General features: G+C 54.5%; 16 protein-coding genes and 1 pseudogene. 7 read left to right on the top strand and 10 right to left on the bottom strand.

Going from position 1 to position 19,315, the window contains the following annotated elements; translation table 11 throughout:
- The coding region (locus AB5Y50_RS04535) for a transposase (RefSeq protein WP_368162421.1) at positions 1–264 on the top strand (264 nt) is incomplete at its 5' end.
- A gap of 419 nt (positions 265–683) precedes the next feature.
- Here the strand turns inward: AB5Y50_RS04535 and AB5Y50_RS04530 are convergent.
- Entirely contained in the window at positions 684–2,648 is a 1,965-nt protein-coding gene (locus AB5Y50_RS04530) for a CHASE domain-containing protein (protein ID WP_182788677.1), read from the bottom strand.
- Between the two features lie 144 nt (positions 2,649–2,792).
- Between AB5Y50_RS04530 and AB5Y50_RS04525 the strand changes: the two genes are divergently transcribed.
- The 3 genes and pseudogenes from AB5Y50_RS04525 (at position 2,793) to AB5Y50_RS04515 (ending at position 5,899) form a co-directional block, all read left to right on the top strand.
- On the top strand, positions 2,793–3,827 hold the full coding sequence (locus AB5Y50_RS04525) for an IS110 family transposase (RefSeq protein ID WP_368162420.1): 1,035 nt from the start codon (positions 2,793–2,795) through the stop codon (positions 3,825–3,827).
- A 296-nt stretch (positions 3,828–4,123) separates the two neighbouring features.
- A pseudogene (locus AB5Y50_RS04520) lies at positions 4,124–4,384 on the top strand (transposase); the annotation flags it as partial.
- Positions 4,385–5,227: 843 nt separating this feature from the next.
- Positions 5,228–5,899 carry a WYL domain-containing protein gene (locus tag AB5Y50_RS04515; RefSeq protein ID WP_232092378.1) on the top strand — a complete coding sequence of 224 codons (672 nt, stop codon included), beginning with the start codon at positions 5,228–5,230 and terminating at the stop codon, positions 5,897–5,899.
- 63 nt (positions 5,900–5,962) lie between these two features.
- On the opposite strand, the gene AB5Y50_RS04510 is transcribed toward AB5Y50_RS04515, so the two are convergent.
- The 4 genes from AB5Y50_RS04510 to AB5Y50_RS04495 form a co-directional block, all read right to left on the bottom strand.
- Positions 5,963–6,244 carry a hypothetical protein gene (locus AB5Y50_RS04510; RefSeq protein WP_010674967.1) on the bottom strand — a complete coding sequence of 94 codons (282 nt, stop codon included), beginning with the start codon at positions 6,242–6,244 and terminating at the stop codon, positions 5,963–5,965.
- A gap of 124 nt (positions 6,245–6,368) precedes the next feature.
- Positions 6,369–7,259, bottom strand: coding sequence for an HDOD domain-containing protein (locus AB5Y50_RS04505; protein WP_223916935.1), 891 nt, complete (start codon positions 7,257–7,259; stop codon positions 6,369–6,371).
- Positions 7,243–8,487, bottom strand: a complete 1,245-nt coding sequence (locus AB5Y50_RS04500) for a tyrosine-type recombinase/integrase (RefSeq protein ID WP_111897002.1) — start codon at positions 8,485–8,487, stop codon at positions 7,243–7,245. Before AB5Y50_RS04500 ends, AB5Y50_RS04505 begins: the two co-directional genes overlap by 17 nt.
- Before the next feature lie 15 nt (positions 8,488–8,502).
- A complete protein-coding gene (locus tag AB5Y50_RS04495; protein ID WP_021140683.1) occupies positions 8,503–8,712 on the bottom strand; it encodes a hypothetical protein in 210 nt (69 codons plus the stop codon).
- Between the two features lie 131 nt (positions 8,713–8,843).
- Here AB5Y50_RS04495 and AB5Y50_RS04490 point away from each other — a divergent pair, with 131 nt between their 5' ends.
- Positions 8,844–9,044, top strand: a complete 201-nt coding sequence (locus tag AB5Y50_RS04490; protein WP_010674971.1) for a helix-turn-helix transcriptional regulator — start codon at positions 8,844–8,846, stop codon at positions 9,042–9,044.
- Positions 9,045–9,534: 490 nt separating this feature from the next.
- Here AB5Y50_RS04490 and AB5Y50_RS04485 read toward each other — a convergent pair whose 3' ends face one another.
- The 4 genes from AB5Y50_RS04485 to AB5Y50_RS04470 form a co-directional block, all read right to left on the bottom strand.
- Positions 9,535–12,843 (bottom strand): tyrosine-type recombinase/integrase, encoded by a 3,309-nt coding sequence (locus tag AB5Y50_RS04485; RefSeq protein WP_335819821.1) that lies wholly within the window; start codon positions 12,841–12,843, stop codon positions 9,535–9,537.
- The gene (locus tag AB5Y50_RS04480; RefSeq protein ID WP_043171236.1) at positions 12,828–15,206 is read right to left on the bottom strand and encodes a site-specific integrase; all 2,379 of its coding nucleotides are present in this window, start codon (positions 15,204–15,206) and stop codon (positions 12,828–12,830) included. The genes AB5Y50_RS04485 and AB5Y50_RS04480 overlap by 16 nt, the downstream gene beginning before the upstream one ends.
- Positions 15,199–15,777: a hypothetical protein gene (locus tag AB5Y50_RS04475; RefSeq protein WP_021140685.1), complete on the bottom strand. Its 579-nt coding sequence runs from the start codon at positions 15,775–15,777 to the stop codon at positions 15,199–15,201. Before AB5Y50_RS04475 ends, AB5Y50_RS04480 begins: the two co-directional genes overlap by 8 nt.
- Positions 15,778–16,108: 331 nt before the next feature.
- On the bottom strand, positions 16,109–16,561 hold the full coding sequence (locus AB5Y50_RS04470; protein WP_021140686.1) for an antitoxin Xre/MbcA/ParS toxin-binding domain-containing protein: 453 nt from the start codon (positions 16,559–16,561) through the stop codon (positions 16,109–16,111).
- 254 nt (positions 16,562–16,815) lie between these two features.
- Here AB5Y50_RS04470 and AB5Y50_RS04465 point away from each other — a divergent pair, with 254 nt between their 5' ends.
- Both AB5Y50_RS04465 and AB5Y50_RS04460 read left to right on the top strand, forming a co-directional pair.
- Complete coding sequence (locus tag AB5Y50_RS04465; protein ID WP_021140687.1) at positions 16,816–18,123, top strand: Fic family protein; 1,308 nt, start codon at positions 16,816–16,818, stop codon at positions 18,121–18,123.
- Positions 18,124–18,201: 78 nt separating this feature from the next.
- Positions 18,202–18,453: a type II toxin-antitoxin system Phd/YefM family antitoxin gene (locus tag AB5Y50_RS04460; RefSeq protein ID WP_010674977.1), complete on the top strand. Its 252-nt coding sequence runs from the start codon at positions 18,202–18,204 to the stop codon at positions 18,451–18,453.
- Between the two features lie 420 nt (positions 18,454–18,873).
- Here the strand turns inward: AB5Y50_RS04460 and AB5Y50_RS04455 are convergent, their stop codons facing one another.
- Positions 18,874–19,122, bottom strand: coding sequence for a hypothetical protein (locus tag AB5Y50_RS04455; protein ID WP_010674978.1), 249 nt, complete (start codon positions 19,120–19,122; stop codon positions 18,874–18,876).
- Positions 19,123–19,315 lie beyond the last annotated feature (193 nt).

Raw genomic sequence — 19,315 nt, 5'->3', positions numbered from 1 at the left:
ACGTTGATCCTCGATAACTACATCATTCACAAAAGCAAACAGACCGAGCGATGGTTGAAGAAGAATCCCAAGTTCTGCCTGGTGTTCCAGCCAGTTTACAGCCCTTGGGTTAATCACATAGAACGGCTATGGCACAAGTTACATGAAACCATCACGCGCAATCATCAATGCAGAGGGATGGCAAACCTGCTGGCCCGAGTGAAACACTTCATGGATACCGTGTCTCCTTTCCCGGGGAATGGCTATGGCACAGCGAAGGTGTAGCACTATTGGGATCAGTTATTTAGAGGTTGCCGGCGAGGCGTCAGAAAATGCTGGAATCGGCCCTATCCTGACGCGGCCCAAGGTTCCGGCCTGACGCCTAGTTAGGGCGTACTTCAACTGGACGTTCGCGGCGGGCCTACGTTGGGTTTTGGTTCCATTGCTCCCCAAATCCCGAATAGGGAGCAGTGGAACAGGAAACGCACTTAAGCCAAGTCGGCTTAGCGTACGATTCTTCCCGAATTCTGCGGCTTCCCTTTCCAGCCCTTGGCGGTCATCTGTGGGGCCAGTTGCTCGAAGCAATCGGCGGTCAATGCCTGATCGGTCGTGATGGACCAACTTCATGCGTGGACGCTGTCGCCGGCAACACAAGATCTGGAGTTGTCGATCAGGGTGCGTTTAAACGCTACGGGAACGCAGAGCTACACCGAGCCGCTATCCTGATGCACCAAGGCTCCATTCTTGGAGCCTTTCTTGACCTGATACATCGCCTGATCGGCATGCTCGCTGAGCACCTCGATGGTCGTTCCATGCTGAGGGTAGAGCGCGATACCGACACTAATGGAAATTCGTGCTTCGCCACCCGCAGGCAAGGGGATTGGTCGGCGGACCTCCGAGATGAACAGGCTGGCCTTTTTGAGCGCCTCCTGTTCGTCGCTGACGTGTTGCAGCAAGGCCACGTACTCATCGCCTCCCACCCTGGCGAGCGTGTCGGAGGCACGGATGCAACACAGGAGACGGCGGGCCACGGTCTTTAGCACTACATCCCCCGCTTCGTGGCCATGGGTGTCGTTGACCGACTTGAACCCATCCAGATCCATGAACAGCACAGCCAGATGCGTGTTCTCGCGCTCTGCCAATGCAAGCGCCTGCTGTATGCGTTCACCGAGTAAGACCCGGTTGGGTAGATCGGTCAATACGTCATGATGCGCTCGATGGTGATAGGTATCCAGCTCCTGTCTGGACCGGCTGATGTCCTGATGGGTACCGTACATGATGAGAGGCTTGCCATCCCGATCCCATTTCCCCACCTTCCCGCGGTCCAGCACCCAGATCCAGTGCCCATCCTTGTGGCGCATTCTGGCCTCACACTCGTAGAACGGTAACTCCCCCGCAAAGTGCTGCTTGAGCAGCTGTTCTGACTTTTGCAGATCTTCCGGATGCGTGAGCTTTACCCAGGTGACGATGGAGATCGGCTCAAGCTCTTGGAGCTTGTATCCAACGATCCTCGCCCATTCCTCATTGAAGACGGTTTCACCGCTCTGGACATTCCACTCCCAGGTGCCGACCCGGGTGCCTTCAAGAATGGCGCTCAATCGAGACCTCTCCAGAGACAGGCCTTCTGTCATCGCGCGGGCCGCCGCTTCTGCCCGGGACCGACCCGACACCAGCAAAAACATCAGCCCAGCCAGCATGGCACTGAGCAAGACACCGGTTACCGCGATCACGATCGGTAGCCCTCTGTCCACCCGTTGCAGAAGGCTCGTGCTGCCATGCACGCGAACGGTCCAGGTTTGTCCCATCATGCGCAGCCGATGCACCGATTCAAACCCTGGACGGATATCGGTACGCCCTGAACTGCCAAAGTGAGTTCGTGTCGCTTCAACCATCTCTTCGCCGTCGAAGATGTCGATGATCAGGTCACGCTCCTGCTCTCCGAGGAGACCATGCAGGAAGTCTGTCATGCGAAACGGTGCATAGACCCAGCCGCGCAGTTGTTCCCGGCGCTCTGCTACGGTTGCCGCTGGCTGGTCAGTAGCGTAGATCGCCTGGTAGATCAGGAACCCCGACTGCTCCTGAACCCCCGTTTCCTGCACGAGACGCACACGCCCCGAAAGCGCGATGGCACCCGTATCTACCGAGCGCTGCATGGCCTCGCGCCGCACGGGTTCTGAATACATGTCGAAGCCGAAGGCACGCAGGTTGCGTCCCGAAAACGGCTCCAGATACACGATCGAGGAATACAGGTCTCGTTGGCCTGCTGGTTGCACCGTGTAAGAGGGAAAGCCTTCGGCGCGGACCTGATCGATGTGGGTTTGCAGATCGGCAGGCCGGATGGCCCTGGCGAAGCCCACGCCTTGGATGCCAGGCAGGTACTGGTCCAGAGCCTGGCGATCGGAATACCTTCGGAAATCTTCACGTCCGACATCATGATGCACATCAAAGAACCCGGCCGTGCCCCGCAGGACCTGCTGGTAGGTGGCCATGCGGTTCTCGATGCGCTCAGCAGCCTCCCGGGCGCGGAAGTCGAAGTAGACCTGTTGTCGTTGATAGACGGACTCGACGATGAGTTGGTAAAGCACTACGGTGGAGCACAGGCCGATCAAAAAAACCACAAGAGGGATTAGCCTCGGCGACAGTCGGCTTGGTTTGCCAGAGGGGATCATTCGCTATGCCTTCTTGTTGATTTCCCAAAGCTTAAAATTAAACGCTACCATAAACAGCAACATGTAGTGATGTGATGGACGCCCCCTCCCTGCGCGGTCAGTTTCATACTTAGGCTGACAGCGTTCAACTTGGGGGATCACCACATGAACACGATCAAAGTAGTTGGAATCGATATTGCTAAGTCTGTTTTTCAGGTGTGTGTATGGATGGCTGATGGTTCTGTTGCCTGGAATCGTAAAATATCTCGCCAGAAACTGCTCCACACGTTGCGCCAGTTTCCACCGCAAACACTGATTGCTATGGAAGCTTGCTCAACATCTCATTTCTGGGGACGAGCACTGATATCGATGGGCTATGACGTAAAGCTCATTCCCACACAGCATGTCAAAGCCTTTGCAAGACACCAGAAGAATGATGCCAACGATGCATTAGCTATTTGTGAAACAGCTTGCCGACCAGGGATCCACTTCGTCTCAGTTAAAACTACAGAACAACAAGATATCAAGGCGTTACGTAGTGCTCGCCAGCTCATAGTTGAGCAGCGAACCGCTCTGGCTAACCAACTACGGGCATTACTTGCCGAGTACGGAGTCATTATTCCAGCCGGGTTACAACGCCTGCAACGACAACTGCCAGAAGTGCTTGAAGACGGAGACAATACGATAACCTTCACGCTTCGCCGACTACTGAGCCTGTTACGAGAAGATATGCAGATGCTCACTGAACGGATTGATGTCTTGGATAAGGAACTAGCTGAACTGTCCAGCCAGCAGGTTGCCTATCACCACTTATTGACCATTCCTGGTGTCGGGCCACTGATTGCCGCTGCGGTGGTCAGTGAGGTTGATGCCACCCAGTTTTCCAGCGGCCGTGAGCTTTCTGCTTGGTGTGGCTTAGTCCCTCGACAGCACAGTTCAGGTGGAAAACAACGGCTTTCATCCATGACCAAGAACGGTAATCGTAACTTGAGGACCTTGATCATCCATGGCGCTCGAGCGGTGATGCGTTGTGTGCAAAAACGGGATGACAGTTTAGGGAGATGGGTGAAGGCAATTGAATTGCGGCGTGGCTTCTTGAAAGCCACTGTCGCCCTGGCAAATAAGTTAACTCGGATCATCTGGCGTGTACTAACTGACTCGGTTGATTTCAGTATGAACAGAGATTTTGCAGGAAGTTAATTTGATATTTGCTTAGAAAATCTACGTTACTGAGTTTGCAGGCACTGATGAAGAAACGGGTACCGTCCTTGTAACAGCCTGAATTAGACCTGGGTATGCATATACCGGTGTAGTGATAAGGAAGCAAGGCTCGGATGACATCATGGCGAGGGAGTTAATCCCATCATAACGCCGGATATATGGTCGCAAACCGTATCAGTTCAGTTCTTGCACAACCCGGGGGCGTCCATATATGGTCTAATCATCCCGGACACCGTTTTAGGTGGTACAGTCGCCACCATGACTTGAGGTGTTCAATGACAAGATTACGTCACTCATTTACTGCTGAATTCAAACTCGAAGCCGCATCCCTGGTGCTCGACCAGGGATACTCTGTCCCCGAAGCCAGCCGTTCACTGGATGTCGGTGAAACCATACTTCGCCGATGGGTTCAGCAGCTTCAATCCGAACGAACCGGCACCACCCCTATCGGCAAAGCGCTGACCCCGGAGCAGCAGAAAATCCAGGAGCTGGAAGCCCGCATCAACCGGCTCGAGCGCGAAAAGGACATTCTAAAAAATGTATGGTCTGCTCCTTATCTGCAAGCTTGAACTGATTTCCAGAAGTCGTTTGCGTCAATGTATCCGGCCTATCTGTGAGCCGTTTTCCGGCTCTGGCCTTGATGGGATCCGCACGTCGTCGTCCTAATAAAGCTACCAGTCATGAGAGACTGCTTTTTTAGCCAGGCTGCAACGTCGTGGGGTGAACGCTTCTGTCATCTGTTTTTGGCTCGCAAAACCGGGTATGAGTTATATCTGTTAAACGGCTGCGCTTGCGTTGGGATAGGGTTGGTAATCCCTGCCGGATGTCAGTACTTTCCAGCAAATTCGCATTATCTTGTTGGCCAAGGCGATAAGGACCACATGATGGTGATGGCCGGCCTCCAGCCTAGCGACCCATTCGCCTAAGGAAGGTGCGAATAAGTCATATGGCACGAGAGCATTTACTGGTAACCCATTGATATTAAATGACTAAAATTTTCATTTTTTGTTCGTGGGATACTTGTTCGCACTTTCCCTCTCCTTTGCTCTACACAATTGGTGCTGCCAGTATATGTCGCCTGTATACTCATGCCGATACTGGTTACATTCACATGTCGCATTTTGGAGCACATATGACCGCTGGGGCGCTCACCTGGGATCAGACTTTGCGTTTTCGACTGCTGGAGATCGTGTTGATGTGGGAAGGCCGCCTAACCACCAACCACCTCTGCAACTGCCTTCAACATTGGCCGCCAGCAGGCGTCGAGGGATATCAACCGCTATATCCAGGAGGTCTCGCCACAAGGGCTGGAGTACGACCGCAATCTCAAGGGCTACAAACCTACCGCCCAGTTCAGCCCTCGCTTTAGCGAAGGCAAGGTGGATGAGTATCTGTTGCTGCTGCACCGAGAGAAGCAGCATCAGCGCCAGCATGAGGCAGGTGTCTTGGCGCTGCCACTGATGGACCTGCGTTACGGCCATATCGAGATCCTGGATGTGCCTAACCGCCATATAGACCCCGTCATCGTACGCGGTCTGGTGCAGGCGGCCCGCAGCCAGTTACGGGTGGATGTGGATTATGTGTCGCTCAGTTCGGCCGAGCGTAGCGGGCGCAATATAGTTCCCCATACCTTGGTCTATGACGGCATTCGCTGGCATGTGCGGGCGTATTGCGAGAAGAAGAGGGATTATCTGGACTTTGTGATGAGCCGCTTTCGGGGCAAGCCGGAGCTACTCGACGCTTCGGCCCACGGTCGAGATCAGGATCTGGAGTGGAACAATCGGGTGGTCGCTGTGGTGACCCCCAATCCCTGTCTGGGTGATGAACAGCAGGCCATTATCGCCAGCGACTATGCGATGACCGACGGCAAGTTGCTGATAGAACAGCGCGTCCCCTTGATGCATTACGCCCTGGAGCGGATGCAGGTGAGCTACAACGGGGAACATGCTAATAATCCCCTGCTCTACCCACTGGTGCTCGCCAACCGGGAGGAGCTGATCCGGCAAGGCTGTGTCTTTAAGCTCAAGAATGCAGATTTGCAAATTTCATAGCGGGCTGGTGCTTTGTAGTGGCCCAGCTCACGACGCCACTACGAGCACCTGACTGTTTATCCGTCATTCCACCCGACCAAAACGATCAGGGTCGGCTGGCACATAATCGTCCTCAAACATATTCTGCGAGCGATGGCTTTGACGCAAAGACGCGAGCGTCTCAAAGAAACAATCTTCACAGAGATGCACTTCGTATCTCTCGCCATCGTGCCGTACCGAGCCATACCCCCAGTGGGCTGACAATGTGCCGTATTCCTGTGCCATTGTCTTTGTCGTGCTGTCACCACACACATCACAGATCACATCTACGACCTGCTCCGTCGGAACTATCGCTTTTACCAACATATTGCCTCCCGCATTATCTCAACACGCAACCTGTTTGCCCCCGGCAAGAGCCCCATCGGACGTTGTGGGTGATGCCATCTTGCCAGCTCTTCTTTAAAACCGGTTTAAGCCCACGACCACGCCATCAATCCAGCCGCTTGTAAATCCGCGTATCGCTGGTCGATTTCCGAAACCAGTAAAAATCGGGCAATCCTGCAAACACCCTGCGCCAGTTGAATACTTCGGCCGATAATCGATCCGCCATCTTGACGATAGTCTCCGGCATATACTGGATAAGCGGCTTGCCAATCGATGCGGACAAGCAGGCCGACAGGGCTTCAAATGCCCGGGGATCCTGGCTCATCAGACTTTGCAGGTGTGGCTCCAACTTCATGAAGTTCAGGGCTTCATGCTGGGAGCAGATCCCCTCTCCGGCTTCCACGTTGTAGTAGAGGTAGAGTTTGCCCACATCGTGCAGCAATCCCCCTAGGAAGGCGACGTCGGCGGTGCGTCCATCAAGCCGGTATTGACGACACAACATCCTGGCTGTCATCGCCACTTCTACACTGTGCTCCAGCAAGCCACCCACATGGTCATGATGATGGTGATGGCTCGCCCTGCCTCGATAAAACCCGGTGATAAAACGCCGGTCACGTAGGATCCCGAGGGAAAAGCGCCGTAACCCGCCGGGCGGTAACATGGCATAGAAGCGCCACAGTGCCTGGATCATCTGGCCATGCGACTCATTGAGGGCCAAACCAAGGTGAAACTCCCACAGTTGACGCCCCTCGTCCCCTGTGATGCCTTCCAGAGCGCGACAACTGCGCAATGTGACAGACTGCTGCTCCATCCCCAGCATTGCCAGTACCAGCTGCCCCGACGGCGCAATAGTTGCCATGCATTTATCTGAGACCGAGACTCGATGGACGGCCTTTGGCGATAACAATTCCCAACACTCATACTCGCCCTCGCTATCCGCCAGTCTGGTTGCCCACATCAGTTCGCCGCAATCCGCATATTCAGTGACGTGTACCATGACCCGCCTCCCCATCCTGTGAATCCCACCTTTCCGCCAGCGCCTTCGAGGCAAGCCGCTGCTGCTCGAATCCCGCCAACATCTGCTCAAAGGCATGCCCATCCCGACCCGACAGATCAGGCACGTAACGGGAATAGACCCGGAATAACATCTGAGTGCTGTTATGGCCCAGTTGCTTTGCTATCCACTCAGGGCTCTCACCTGCCGCGAGCCAGAGCGTGGCGGCGGTATGCCTTGTCTGATAGGGCTTGCGCTTCTCCAGCTTTAACAACGACAGCAATGGGTACCACACCCGATTGGCCACATTGCGATCCTCGAACGGGCTGCCGTGCTTCGTGCAGAAAACAAACCCATCTGGTGAGACCTTGCCATCGTAGCGGTCGCGTTGAGTGAGAAATGCCTGATAAACCTGCTCACTCATCTGCACCGCGCGATAGGAGCCATCGGTTTTCGTCGGGATCAGTTCATTGCGGACCCATGCCTGATACACCAGGATCTGCCGGCGCTCGAAATCGATGTGGCGCCAGGTTAAACCGTGGATCTCGCTCGAACGTAGCCCGGTAAAAAACCGGATGGTGTAATAAGGGCGAAAGTCAGCCCTCACCACTGCCAGCAGTCGACCAATCTCTTCAAGACTGAAGGGCATGATGTTGCTACGGGGGATCTTGAGTGCTCGGATATTGCGCCAGGGCGAGTCAAAACCGAACCGATCTGCCGCATCTGCCAACATCATGCGAAGCGGCGTCATGATGTGGTTGACCCGTGAGGCTGAGATCGGCTTGCCACCTCTCCCGGGCAAACGAGCGATCATTGTCCTGAATGCCAAGATCGCAGACTTATCGATCACGCTCAGCGGCTGATTGCCAAAGTGCGGCAGCAGATGGCAATCAAGAATGTCGCGGATGGTCTCCTGCTGGGAGGTTCGCCACTCGGCCGATTTTTCCTGGTACCACTGCTCAGCAAAATCAGACAACAGAGGGCACCCAGCCCGCAACACGGCTTCCCGCTCGGCCAGTTTGGTGAAGTAGCCACAACGCGGGCTGTTTGGGAAGGTTTTGCAAAAATCAAACTGCCCGAGGGTGATTTGTGCCTCCAACCGTTCACAATACTGCTTCAGTTTGTGGCGATTTTGGCTTGTATCGGGTAACCCAGTGCGCTCACGACAGCGCTTCCCCTTGAAGCAAAAATCGAGGTAAAGCAATTGGTTAAGGCTATATACTGTTGCCATAAGAATCCACCTCCCCTAGCCCTGAAACGACTCGAACATTGCGCTGTGCTTGAGCATTTCCTCTTCGATAGGCTCCCAGAGAAACAACAACTTACGACCGCCAAACGGGCGAATATAGTGCAGCCCTTCGAGCAGGACAGAGTCTTTCAGCTGATTGCGGATAGTACGTGGATCGAACTTGATGCGAGCAGAGAGCTCTTCTGTTGTCAGGTAGGTGTATGCCATAATCATTCTCCAAACGCTGATTTATCTAACTTGGAGATTAAATTGATCTCCTGCAGAACAATCTAGACACAAGAAAACACAATTGCAAGCCATTTTAATCTTCAGGAGATCATTTTGGTTACGGAGAGAGCATGATTAAGTGTCATTTATCCAAGATCATGGGTGAGAAACGGCTAAAAATTGCCGATGTTGCCAGAGAGACAGGACTCAACAGAGGCACGATTACGCGCATGTACAACGAAACTGCGACTAGAATAGAACTTGATGCTATTGAAACATTATGCCGTTATCTCAATGTAAAGATTGAAGATCTGTATGAGTTCGTTGATTAACGATAGCTATCTTTACCAACTGAGAGCTAGGACGCAGACAAAGCGTCAAGTCCTCAACCCGCTTTCGTCGAACACACTTGGCAGTGCAAAAGTGAAGAGCCACGAGCTACCTCAAACGAAACGCATTATGAGGGCAAGAAATGAGCCGAAGTCGACGAAAGACCCCCATGTTTGGCTACACAACAGCGACGTCTGAAGCTGAAGACAAGCGGATTTGGCACAAACGCTGGCGCGCTCAGTTGCGTGGCCAGCTATCACACGACGCAACGACGGATGACTTTTTGCCAATACTCCAATGCGCCGTTTCGAGCCCTTGGAACATGGATAAGGATGGGAAAAGCTGGTTCAGCCCTCGACAGCAGCGCCGGCAAGCAGAGCAATTCCTGCCCCTTCAGGGCCTATCCACATCAGATGCGCAGCGCGCAGTGGTCAGGCAGCTGGCAAAATGGCGAAGCAAATAGATTTTATTCTATTTCAGCATGTTGCACGTTCAATCTGTAAGCTCACGCGCGGTTTGACGTGCAAAGTCGGCTTTCTTCTTGTTACCTAGCGATACCAGCTCTTGGATGCTCATTACTTTCAGCGCCACGACATAGGCGACTGTCCGTAGCAACGGAGTGCTGTAGCGCGCCATTGGTTTTACCGTGTCAGCATTTTGCTGCCGCTCAGTAGAACGCTGACAGATACCCGCCTCGTCAGGATGAATTATTCGCAGTAGTGCCCGGTTAGCCCCACTTTTTTCAATGAATTCACTCTTCACGCGATAGCGTGAGATGACCTCCCGCCATGGGGCTTTTTCACTCCGTTTGGCGCCACATCGTACCTCGATCGCAATCCGTGTCGCTGGCAGCAGTAACACCGTCACACTCAGGAAGGCTTGCAACATCTGTGGATCCGTGAAGGGGATCCCAGTGTTGCGAGTATTGCTTCGGACTAGCAGATAGCCAATCCATTCGATGAAAGCCGCTCGTTGCTCGCGATAGACCTGGCGAGCCAGTTTAACCACTTTACGGAGTTCGACTTGCTCCTTATGACTGCGCAAGGCTCCAGGAAGCAAATTCAGATGATGTGACGTTGAGTAGAGCAATCGCTGTGCTCCCCGCTGAGTCTTAAATGCTTTAAGTAAATGAATTTTTTCAACTAACTCATCGACCATAGCGGGTGTGAGTTGATAACGATTGAGTTGATCGGTGATATCTTCATGTCGTGCGAACCGTGCGATCAGCTCCAGAGCGGCATCAAAATCCAGCTTGTGTTTAACCAAGGGAGGGTAAGGTGCACACTCCATCAGGACCCAGGAGACCTGTTGAAGATAAGGCGAAAGCGACTGGAGCAGGGCCTCCCGGCAGCGCTGCCATGTCAAGGGCCCCTCCAACCAGTCGTTCTGTGTGAGCTTTGCACGAGACAGCCCGGTGAAGTGGTGTCGCAGTGACAAAGACCAGTCGTACTTGGCCTGCAACAGACACGCTGCATTGACCCAGTGGGTAAAATGCAAATATGAGTGCAACGTCGTCTCCGGGCTCTGATGGCCAGCAAACTGGGCCAGCGCCCAATAATCCCCCTGAGTGGATGAGTGTGTGATGGTCTGGTAGATAGCGGTACACTGTGCGGCCGACCAAGGCAGGAAATGTGCCCACCCTGGCAAACTGTGCAGTGCCAGAGCTTCGTGATGTAGCAGCAGTTGCAGGCGGCTCAATGCCGTATGCCGCAGATGATGGAAGGTATAGTATTTCCCACCAACCTGCCGAAGGATACTGGTTAACGGCCCCCTGATCTCTTCATCCGACATCGGTATCAACCAACCGCTCTGTGAGGGAAACGCCAGCGCGTTCGCGTTTTTCGCCTTTCGCGGCCATAACCCAGACAAGTACGCATCCAATCGAGTACGCTCTTCCGGGGTCAGCAAGACCCCCAGGGGGATCTTGCGGGTGGCACTGTCACTCTTGCCATCATCAAGCCGGGTATCGCGAATATATAGCCAGCACTCTGGACTGCGTTCGATATCTTTCAACCTGAGCTTTTGGATCTCGCTCAAGCGCAGTCCAGCACGATAAGCCACGATGTATAACGCGCTCAGACACTCTCGGTAACTCGATGAGGTGTGCGTCATCCGCTCCATTCCACGCAGCAACTGTCGAAAGAGAGGTTCACTGAGATAGGTGGCACGCACATGGGGCCGCTGGCGCTCGCGCGGGACCAGCTCCTCCGGCAATGGGGCCAAGTGGTAACTCGCCACCGCATAGCTGTGCAGGCTGGTCAAGCGTGCAGCCATGTAGCTGACAGCATTCTTTTGGCTAACGGGCGCCTCGGAAGAGGAACTTTCCGGCTCTGCGGAGGAGGATCTTTCCAGGTCCGTCCGTTCAACCGCACCAGAGAGCGCCGGGTCGACGACCAGATTTGAAGTCCCCCCATACTCTTCCAGCAATGCTCGATAACAGCTCAGAAAACGATCGCCATCCCATAAGCCGAGATCATGATCAAAGCACCGAACAAGCCATTGCTGACCACCGCGACTAAGGTAACTGCGCAGCGTCGAAGGCTTGTTTTTGTTCTTTGCGATGCATTGATGTAGCCACCCGACCAGGATCTGCTCTGACTTGCTGAGGGTCTGCTCATTGCGCAACCGATTCAGTCCTGCGAGGCAGCTTGCCTTCGTCTGCTTGCGAGTCGCGCTCTCCTTTTCCGCCAACACCGTTCGCAACCGAGCCAGTAAGGATGAATAAGGGTGGTCTTCGCCATGGTAGCGCCGACGCTTGGAACTGCCTGCCGTCAGGTTATCGACTAATCCGGTACTCGCCTCCTGCGCCAAACACACCACTTGGTGACCATCCGCAACCGTCGGATGATGCAGTGAAAGCCAGTGTTCATGAGGCAGTGGTACACTGTGTAACGCCCCAGATGCCACATGAGTCAGGATCTGTGGCCAGCGGACCCCGGCTTGCCCACCGGTTACCAGACTCGCCCCTTGGCAAAACTCTTTGATCCCGCGCAGGGGTGCAGTCAGATGTCTCTGGGCCCATAAGCTGAATGTGTCGAGCTCAACGGCAAGCTCAAACGTTTTGCCGCGCCGACGATACCAGCGCTGTACCAACCCCAGAGTCGGCAGGCTTAGGAAAATCTGGAGCTCGGTAACCCCCTTCCCTGCTCTATCGTGCGCATTGGTGGCCAACGCCTTGCTCTCTAACGTCAAAGGCAACCAAACAACTGAGCCATTCGTGCATAATCTTCGCCGCTCAGCGATGGCCAGCATCAGTGCGTGCAAAATCGCCGTCTGGTGTACACCGCAGTAAAACACCGCGCTATGAAGAATGTCGGCCAGTAAATCTTCAGCTTCGATCAGGCTAGTGTCGCGGGCCTCGATCTGTCTATGCCAGTTCAGCAGCGCTTGACTACAGCGCTGCGCTTTGTCAAACCACTTTTCAGTGTAAGGTAGCGGGCGCCGAAGCACCGTCAGGGGGATTGTCGGCAACGGCAACTGCCAATACCCGCTGGTATTGCCCTGCTGCAGGCAAAGCAGGATGGCTCGCAGCCCAGCCTTGAATTCAGACTGTCGCCTATACTTGCCCGTCAACGTGCTCATCGCCAATGGCCACAGATACTCAAACCCTCGGACATCGGCTGGCTCCTTGAATAGGCCGGGCAAATGTTGCAACAGCGCATCCAGTGCTCGACGCTCTATTTGCACCTGAGCACGTTTGAGACGATCCCGACGCATAGCCCGACCAGACCGAAGAACGTTCGCTGCACGCTCATCTTCCTTTCGAAGCTGTTCACGCCAATCGATCAGTGGATTGTCCATTCGCCCATCACCTTCAACCCGAGGGTTTGATGCCATTTGTCCAGCACGTCCGTCAGGGTAAATAGATCGCTCAACGCCGCACTACTGTACTGGTTTGTGAACTCTGTCCCCATCTCCTCATGACCAAGCAGCGCATCGATAAACTCGGTGGCCACGCCTTGCTCCAGCAGGTGGCTGCGCACCGAATGGCGATGCCAGTTTGGCGCCAGGGGCAACAGATTTTCGAACTGCCTCATCATCGAATTTGGGGTGACGATTTCTGTGCCTTCCAGGCTGCCATCTTTGGCCTCGACCGCCCAGAACAGGAGCGCTCCAGCTCCACTCAATGCTTGCTCCGCCGCCGACACTAACGGCGCCAGCAGCGGCTCACGCTGACATGCCAAATATGTCAAATAGCGCTCCCAGGCTTGCAGTTGCTGCACTGCCAACGCTGACAATGGCACCAACCTGGCCGAGCTCACAGATCGTCCCTCTTTGTCTGTCAGCCGGATAAAGCGACTGATGAGGCAGTAATCGCCACGCCTGCCGTACATCTCCGTCACGGGCCTGGCGGCAGTAGAAAGATGGAGGATCAACAAACTGTGGCGCACGAGGAGGTTATGATATTGCGTCAGCGTTGGACGCTGCTGCCGTGACCCACTGAGTCGTGCACAGAGGTACTGCTGATAATTTCCTAGGAGTCGAGCAAGCTCGCCAACGCTAGGATAGAGGCGTGATCCGACAGCTCCTTGTTCTAATTCCGGTGCCAGCACCACCGCGGTCATCCCCATGGAGGCCAAATAACGGCACCAGATCTGCAACACGTCTTTACGTGGCACATGACTGTAGGCCATAGGGGAACATTGCTGAGCCGCCTTGCCACGCAGGATACCGGCAATGGCGCTATCAATCCCCTCTCTTTGCAACCAAGCACGCTGGTAGTTTTGCAGCTGTCGCATGGTCAAGGCCGTGCCAGCTCGCTCATTTGCTCGCGCTAAACAATCCACCTGCGCGCTACTACTCAATGTCCTCCAACCGTGTCCAACCAATAAATGAGTGGCCCATTTTGGCAAAGGTAGCTGCAAGAATAAGTCGCTCTTTGGCAAAAAAGAGTGCAATTTCCTATGCACTCGGCTGTGGGCAACCTCTACATAGCGTTGTAGATACGCCCCATGAGGAAGCCGCCAAATACCACTGGCATTCTTTGAGGGTCCGTCGTCATCGGCAAATCGAGAGCCAGGAGCAGGCAATTTAATCTCAGTACTCGGCCAGACCGGCAGCTTGTGCAAGTCCTCGCTACTCGTGCCCATCACCAGTTGCAGCAGGATCGACAGCGCCGGCAACGCCGTTTCATCGACCGCCTGAGGCATCAAGGCATCGACGAGGCGTGTGATCTGTGACGCTGTGGCAATCCAAAGGTTGGCCGGCAACTGCAGATGACGCATCGACATGGAGAGCGCTACCGAGGCGCTTTGCAAAACCCTCGCCTGAATATCCATCAACCCCTGTGGCTGAGAGGACACCAGCAGCGTCTGCTGCTCAGGGAGGGTTCCTCGCTCCTCTTCACCCTCCCACTCGGTCAGTTTGACTTTGCCGCGCTGCAGCAGAACCTCCCGTAGCAACAGGATTTGGGTCTGCTCGTCGAGCTGCTCTTGATAACGCGCCTCCAGTTGGAACCGCTGGCGTTCGCCGGTTGACCGGGTACCCGTTTTGATCTCTTTGGCTCGCGCCTTATAGAGTCGGCTCAGTAGGGCCTCCAAGGCCCCTGTATTGACGCTCACCTGCTTGTTATTGGCATATTGCTCTCTCTGGATCTTGATGGCTTGCAATAGCGTCAGTATCGGCTGCGTAAAATCGACCTCAGACAGGGCCTTAATCATCACCTCACGTTGATTGTTCGCCATCAGCCTGACGTTGCGCAGCGCCTCTTCGACCGTTTGGTCCCGCTCGGCAATACCCTGAGAAAAATTGATATGTGATAACGCCAAGACGGCCAGGATCGTCACGGACTTGAGCTGAGCAAATAGCTCACCGTTGAGGCTATGGCCACTACGCAATTCCGCCAAGATGGCGTCAACGAGATAGAATTGGCTGAGTCTCCGATCTTTACTCAACCGCTCACGCATTTGCATGGCAGAGAGTGGCGATGGGGGCAGCATCTCTTTGGATGAGACAGAATCGATCCACTGCAGCTCGGCGGCCAACAACGCGGTCAGTGTTGGATCCAATCCCAGGATCCCCTGACAGCAGGCTTGCAACGATTCAAGGATTTGCCGGTGCCACTCGGCCAACGCCTCCGGAAACACCAGCTGTCGGGTAAGGGAACGGGCGGGTTCAGCGTCAAGACCCTCCACTGCCTGCTCCTGCGAAAGGTCATCACTCATCGGCTAACCTCTGCAAGAAGAAGTTAGGTTCGGGCACCGATACCATCCCGTTCTTTTTGTCTTTTTGCCGGGACTTGCTCAGCGCCTCCTGAGCATGCGCCAGCTGTTCCCGGGACAACCCGCACACCTTGGCCCAATAGTCTTGAGACAACCGCTTCTTCTGAAACCAGTTAAGACGCTGCTCGTCTGTCAGAACGCGATTGAAAATTCGTCGGCTGCATTCGATGAGACGGGGCTCCCCTAACAGCGTCATCAACCTCAGCCACTCCCCGGCCAGATGCTGCTCGACCTCACCATCATTCAGCCCGCAGGGGATCAATCGTTGCCCAGGCGGCGGTTTGATTGGCGACGGCCAAGACAATACTGGCAACAATGGCCCTACGATCATAAGCGCACTGCCCACATCATCGCCTGACGACAAGGGACGATAGAGAATAATGGCTGACTCCCAGAGCGTATGGAATTGATCGGCAATCGGCAGCCCAGTCTTGAAGCCCAACTCCAACCACGCCTCACGAAACGCGACTAACGCCGGATGGATCTGATAGTTCCCTGACTCCTTCGTCCTCATGTAAACCCCGTGTATCACCCGTTACTAACACATTACATAAAAATGTATTTTGTTTTCAAACAGTTCCTTAGCGATAAACCGATTCAGCCACACACCGAACCTCTGAACCTGCGCATGGCAGGCCTACCGCAGGCAGGTACTGTGAATGAAGTCAGGAATGGAGATGCAATTCACCAAGTGGGTAATCGTCGAGGGAGCGGGATCATTTAGCCGATATGCAAGGGGGAATGTGACTGACTCGGGTGACGTCAATTGAACAATACTTGGCTTTCTCCTGCACATGCTGGACACCGCTGTCGAGCGGTAACGCCTTCAGCGAGATAGGTCGCCATCAAACGACGACGCCATGCTCAATCTGGCCGATGAGATCGATAACTGCCTGAGCTCCGACAGCGGTCGTCAGGAAAGTAGCAGGAGGGTTTCCTCCCAGCGCCCGGGCAGGTTTGTTCAACCACTCAAGCGCCTTCCCCCTGTCCCCCTCGAACAGCGACTCCGCAGCCTCCATCACACTAACGAATGAATAGATACGGGCACTCTGAGCGCGGGACAGCAGGGCCGCCGCAGTGCGCTTGCGTGTCACCGTCGAGCGGTCAATGCCAACCAGCTGACAGACTATCTTGACGTCGCAGCCCAGCAACGCAGCCAGTTCATTGACGATGGAGGGAGCCATTCCAGCCACAATGAGATGATGCGCCCCCACAAGCTCCTGGGGCAAGGCCAGCGAGGCCATCAGCCCCTTCGGTTGGCGGATCTGGCGAACAGAACGATAAGCAGCGTAGGACATGGCGAGGCGGCTCCCTGTATCATTGCGCCTTTAAACTAGCCCATCTAAACCATACCATCAACGATGCAGGACTCTTTCAAACCCCAAACGTTAACCTATGAAGCCACCGCAAAACTGCGCCAAACTTGCCACTAAAACTGGCGCAGTTTAGTTAACTGCGCCAAAATGGCGCCATATATATGAAAAACGCGCCAACAAACACGATGTCAGCGACCACAGACCTACTAGAGACTATCAGGGGATCCGAAAGCGGATTGACGCTGGCTGAACTGCTGGGCCGCCACCCGAGCATAGCCAGACGCACCGCACAGCGCCTGATAGCCAAGCTGATTGAAAGCGGCCACATCACAGCCCAAGGCGAAGGACGGGCTCGCCGCTATCATGCTGACTCCGAGAGCCATACCGAGCCCCGGATAGCCAAGGTGGACAGTTTCCCCGCGTTCATCCCACTCTCTGCCGACAGCCTGGATATCCTTGCCTATATCGACCAGCCCCTCCCAGCCCGCAAGCCCGTGGGCTATCAGCATGATTTCTTGCAGGCATATCATCCCAACGAAACCTGTTACCTGTCCGAATCACTGCGCCGTCAGTTGCACAACATGGGCAAGACCACAGACATCGATGAGCCTGCCGGCACATACAGTCGAGCGATCCTGAACCGTTTGTTGATCGACTTATCATGGGCATCGAGCCACCTGGAAGGTAATACCTATAGCAGGCTAGACACCCGTGAACTTATCGAGCACGGCAAGGCCGCGCGGGGTAAGGGAGCCATCGAAACGCAGATGATCCTGAACCATAAAACCGCGATCGAGTTACTGGTCGAAAACATCGACAGTGCCGAATTTAACCGCTACACCCTGATGAACTTGCACAGCGCCCTGGCGGAAAACTTGCTACCCAACCCTGCCGATGAGGGGCGCATTCGCCAACATGCTGTCGACATCAGTAAAAGTATCTATCGCCCGTTATCCACGGCACAACAAATCGAAGAGGTGCTGGACGAGGTGCTGAGCAAAGCCAATCAGATCCACGATCCGTTTGAACAATCGTTTTTCATGATGGTGCACTTGCCCTACCTACAACCTTTTGCCGACATCAATAAACGCACTTCCCGCCTAGCCGCGAATCTCCCCCTGTTTCGTGGCAACCTCTGCCCGCTCACCTTCCTCGATGTACCAGAACAGGCCTACAGCCGCGCCACCCTCGGTGTGTACGAAATGGCCCGCATCGAACTGCTACGCGACCTGTACGTGTGGGCTTATGAACGTTCAACCCAAGAATATCTTGCCATCAAGCGGGATCTCGCCGAACCTGACCCACTTCGCCTAGCATGGCGGGATCTTATCAAACAGACTGTCCGTGGGGTCGTCACGTCGATCCAACTTGATCCACTCAGCACCATTGAACAAGCGGTGTCAGAGAACGTCCCGCAGCAAGAGCGATCGGCCGTACAGGCACTGATTGTTGAAGAGTTGCGAAGGCTGCATGAAGGTGTTCTGGCACGCTATGGTTTACGGCCCTCGGAGTTTATCGCGTGGAAAGCGCAACATGGGCGCTGATTGATACTGTGACAATCGTCGAGTTGAGTATCTATTAAGGTATTCCATAGTGCGGTGCTCTATGCCGAGGACATCATCATGAGTTACCAAAGCCTGGCAGCCACCACTGCCAATATCACAGAGCTCAGACGCAATCCAATGGGGACCATCAAAGAGGGAAAAGGCGATGCCGTCGCCATCCTCTATCGTAACGAGCCAGCATTCTATTGTGTGCCGCCTGAGCTCTACGCCTACTATCTGGAACTGGCCGAAGATGCCGAGCTGAACCGTATTGTCGATGAGCGAGTCAAACGGTCGGAGTTCGTCAGCGTCAACCTGGAGGACCTATGATTTAGAATCCCATCCTTGCCATCACTACCCTCAGCTCTTGCAAATCAACGTTGATCAAGCGCGGGCTGGAGATCAACGCTACGATGCCCCTTATTGTCATCGCAGCATTAGTCGTGTCATGGCCCTCCTCCCCTCATTGTGTGAGCGAACTGGCAGCGCCTGCTGATCTGGGCCCCGGTGTAGTAATAAAGGGGAATTCACTTGGGCGCTTCCGATGGAGACGAACCACTGAAAAGCAAAGGCCGTCAGGCGGCATTCCTGTCTGACTCATCCATCCGGGGTTTTCAGCGTCCAATTTTGACCACCCTGGAGTGTGTGCAACCATCCGATTTTTGGATCGAAGATCCATCAGCAGCTTGTTGTCGTGCTCGGACTTCATGCGGTAGGCTGCGCCCGGCGGCAAGACGTTAGCCTAGTGGTTCATGTCGATGATGACGCAGGGATGGCCGCCACCCGCCGGTTAAACTCGGCAAACTCTTCAGCATTATCTTCCCAACGCTCAATGCTGGCCGCCAGCAGGTCTAACAGCTGGACGTTGTTATCGTAGTCATCCACCAGCTCATCTATCAGTGCCAGCGCACTTTCGTAGTCATGCTGGTTGTCGATATGGGTGAAGTAGGGCAGCTCGGCCAAGGCCTCTCGGAGCTGTACCAGAATGGGTTTCAACATGTCAGAGTTACCTTGTTGGTTGCGCCCCCCCGTTTTCGATAACACTGGGGACCTGTCCAGTTTAGATCTTCAATGGAGGTGGCTGCTTGGTATGACACCATCACTGCATTTGCAAATTTTCCCGAGAAACCTCGGCTAGATTGGCAAAATTTCGTGCTCATCAATTCAAGAAGGTATTTAAAGAAGCGAACGC

Origin of the sequence: Aeromonas sp. s6, assembly GCF_040907815.1 — a bacterium.
Taxonomy (GTDB): Bacteria; Pseudomonadota; Gammaproteobacteria; order Enterobacterales; family Aeromonadaceae; genus Aeromonas; species Aeromonas caviae.
Note: the sequence above shows the minus strand (reverse complement) of the source record. Positions and strands in the feature narration are given on the sequence as shown.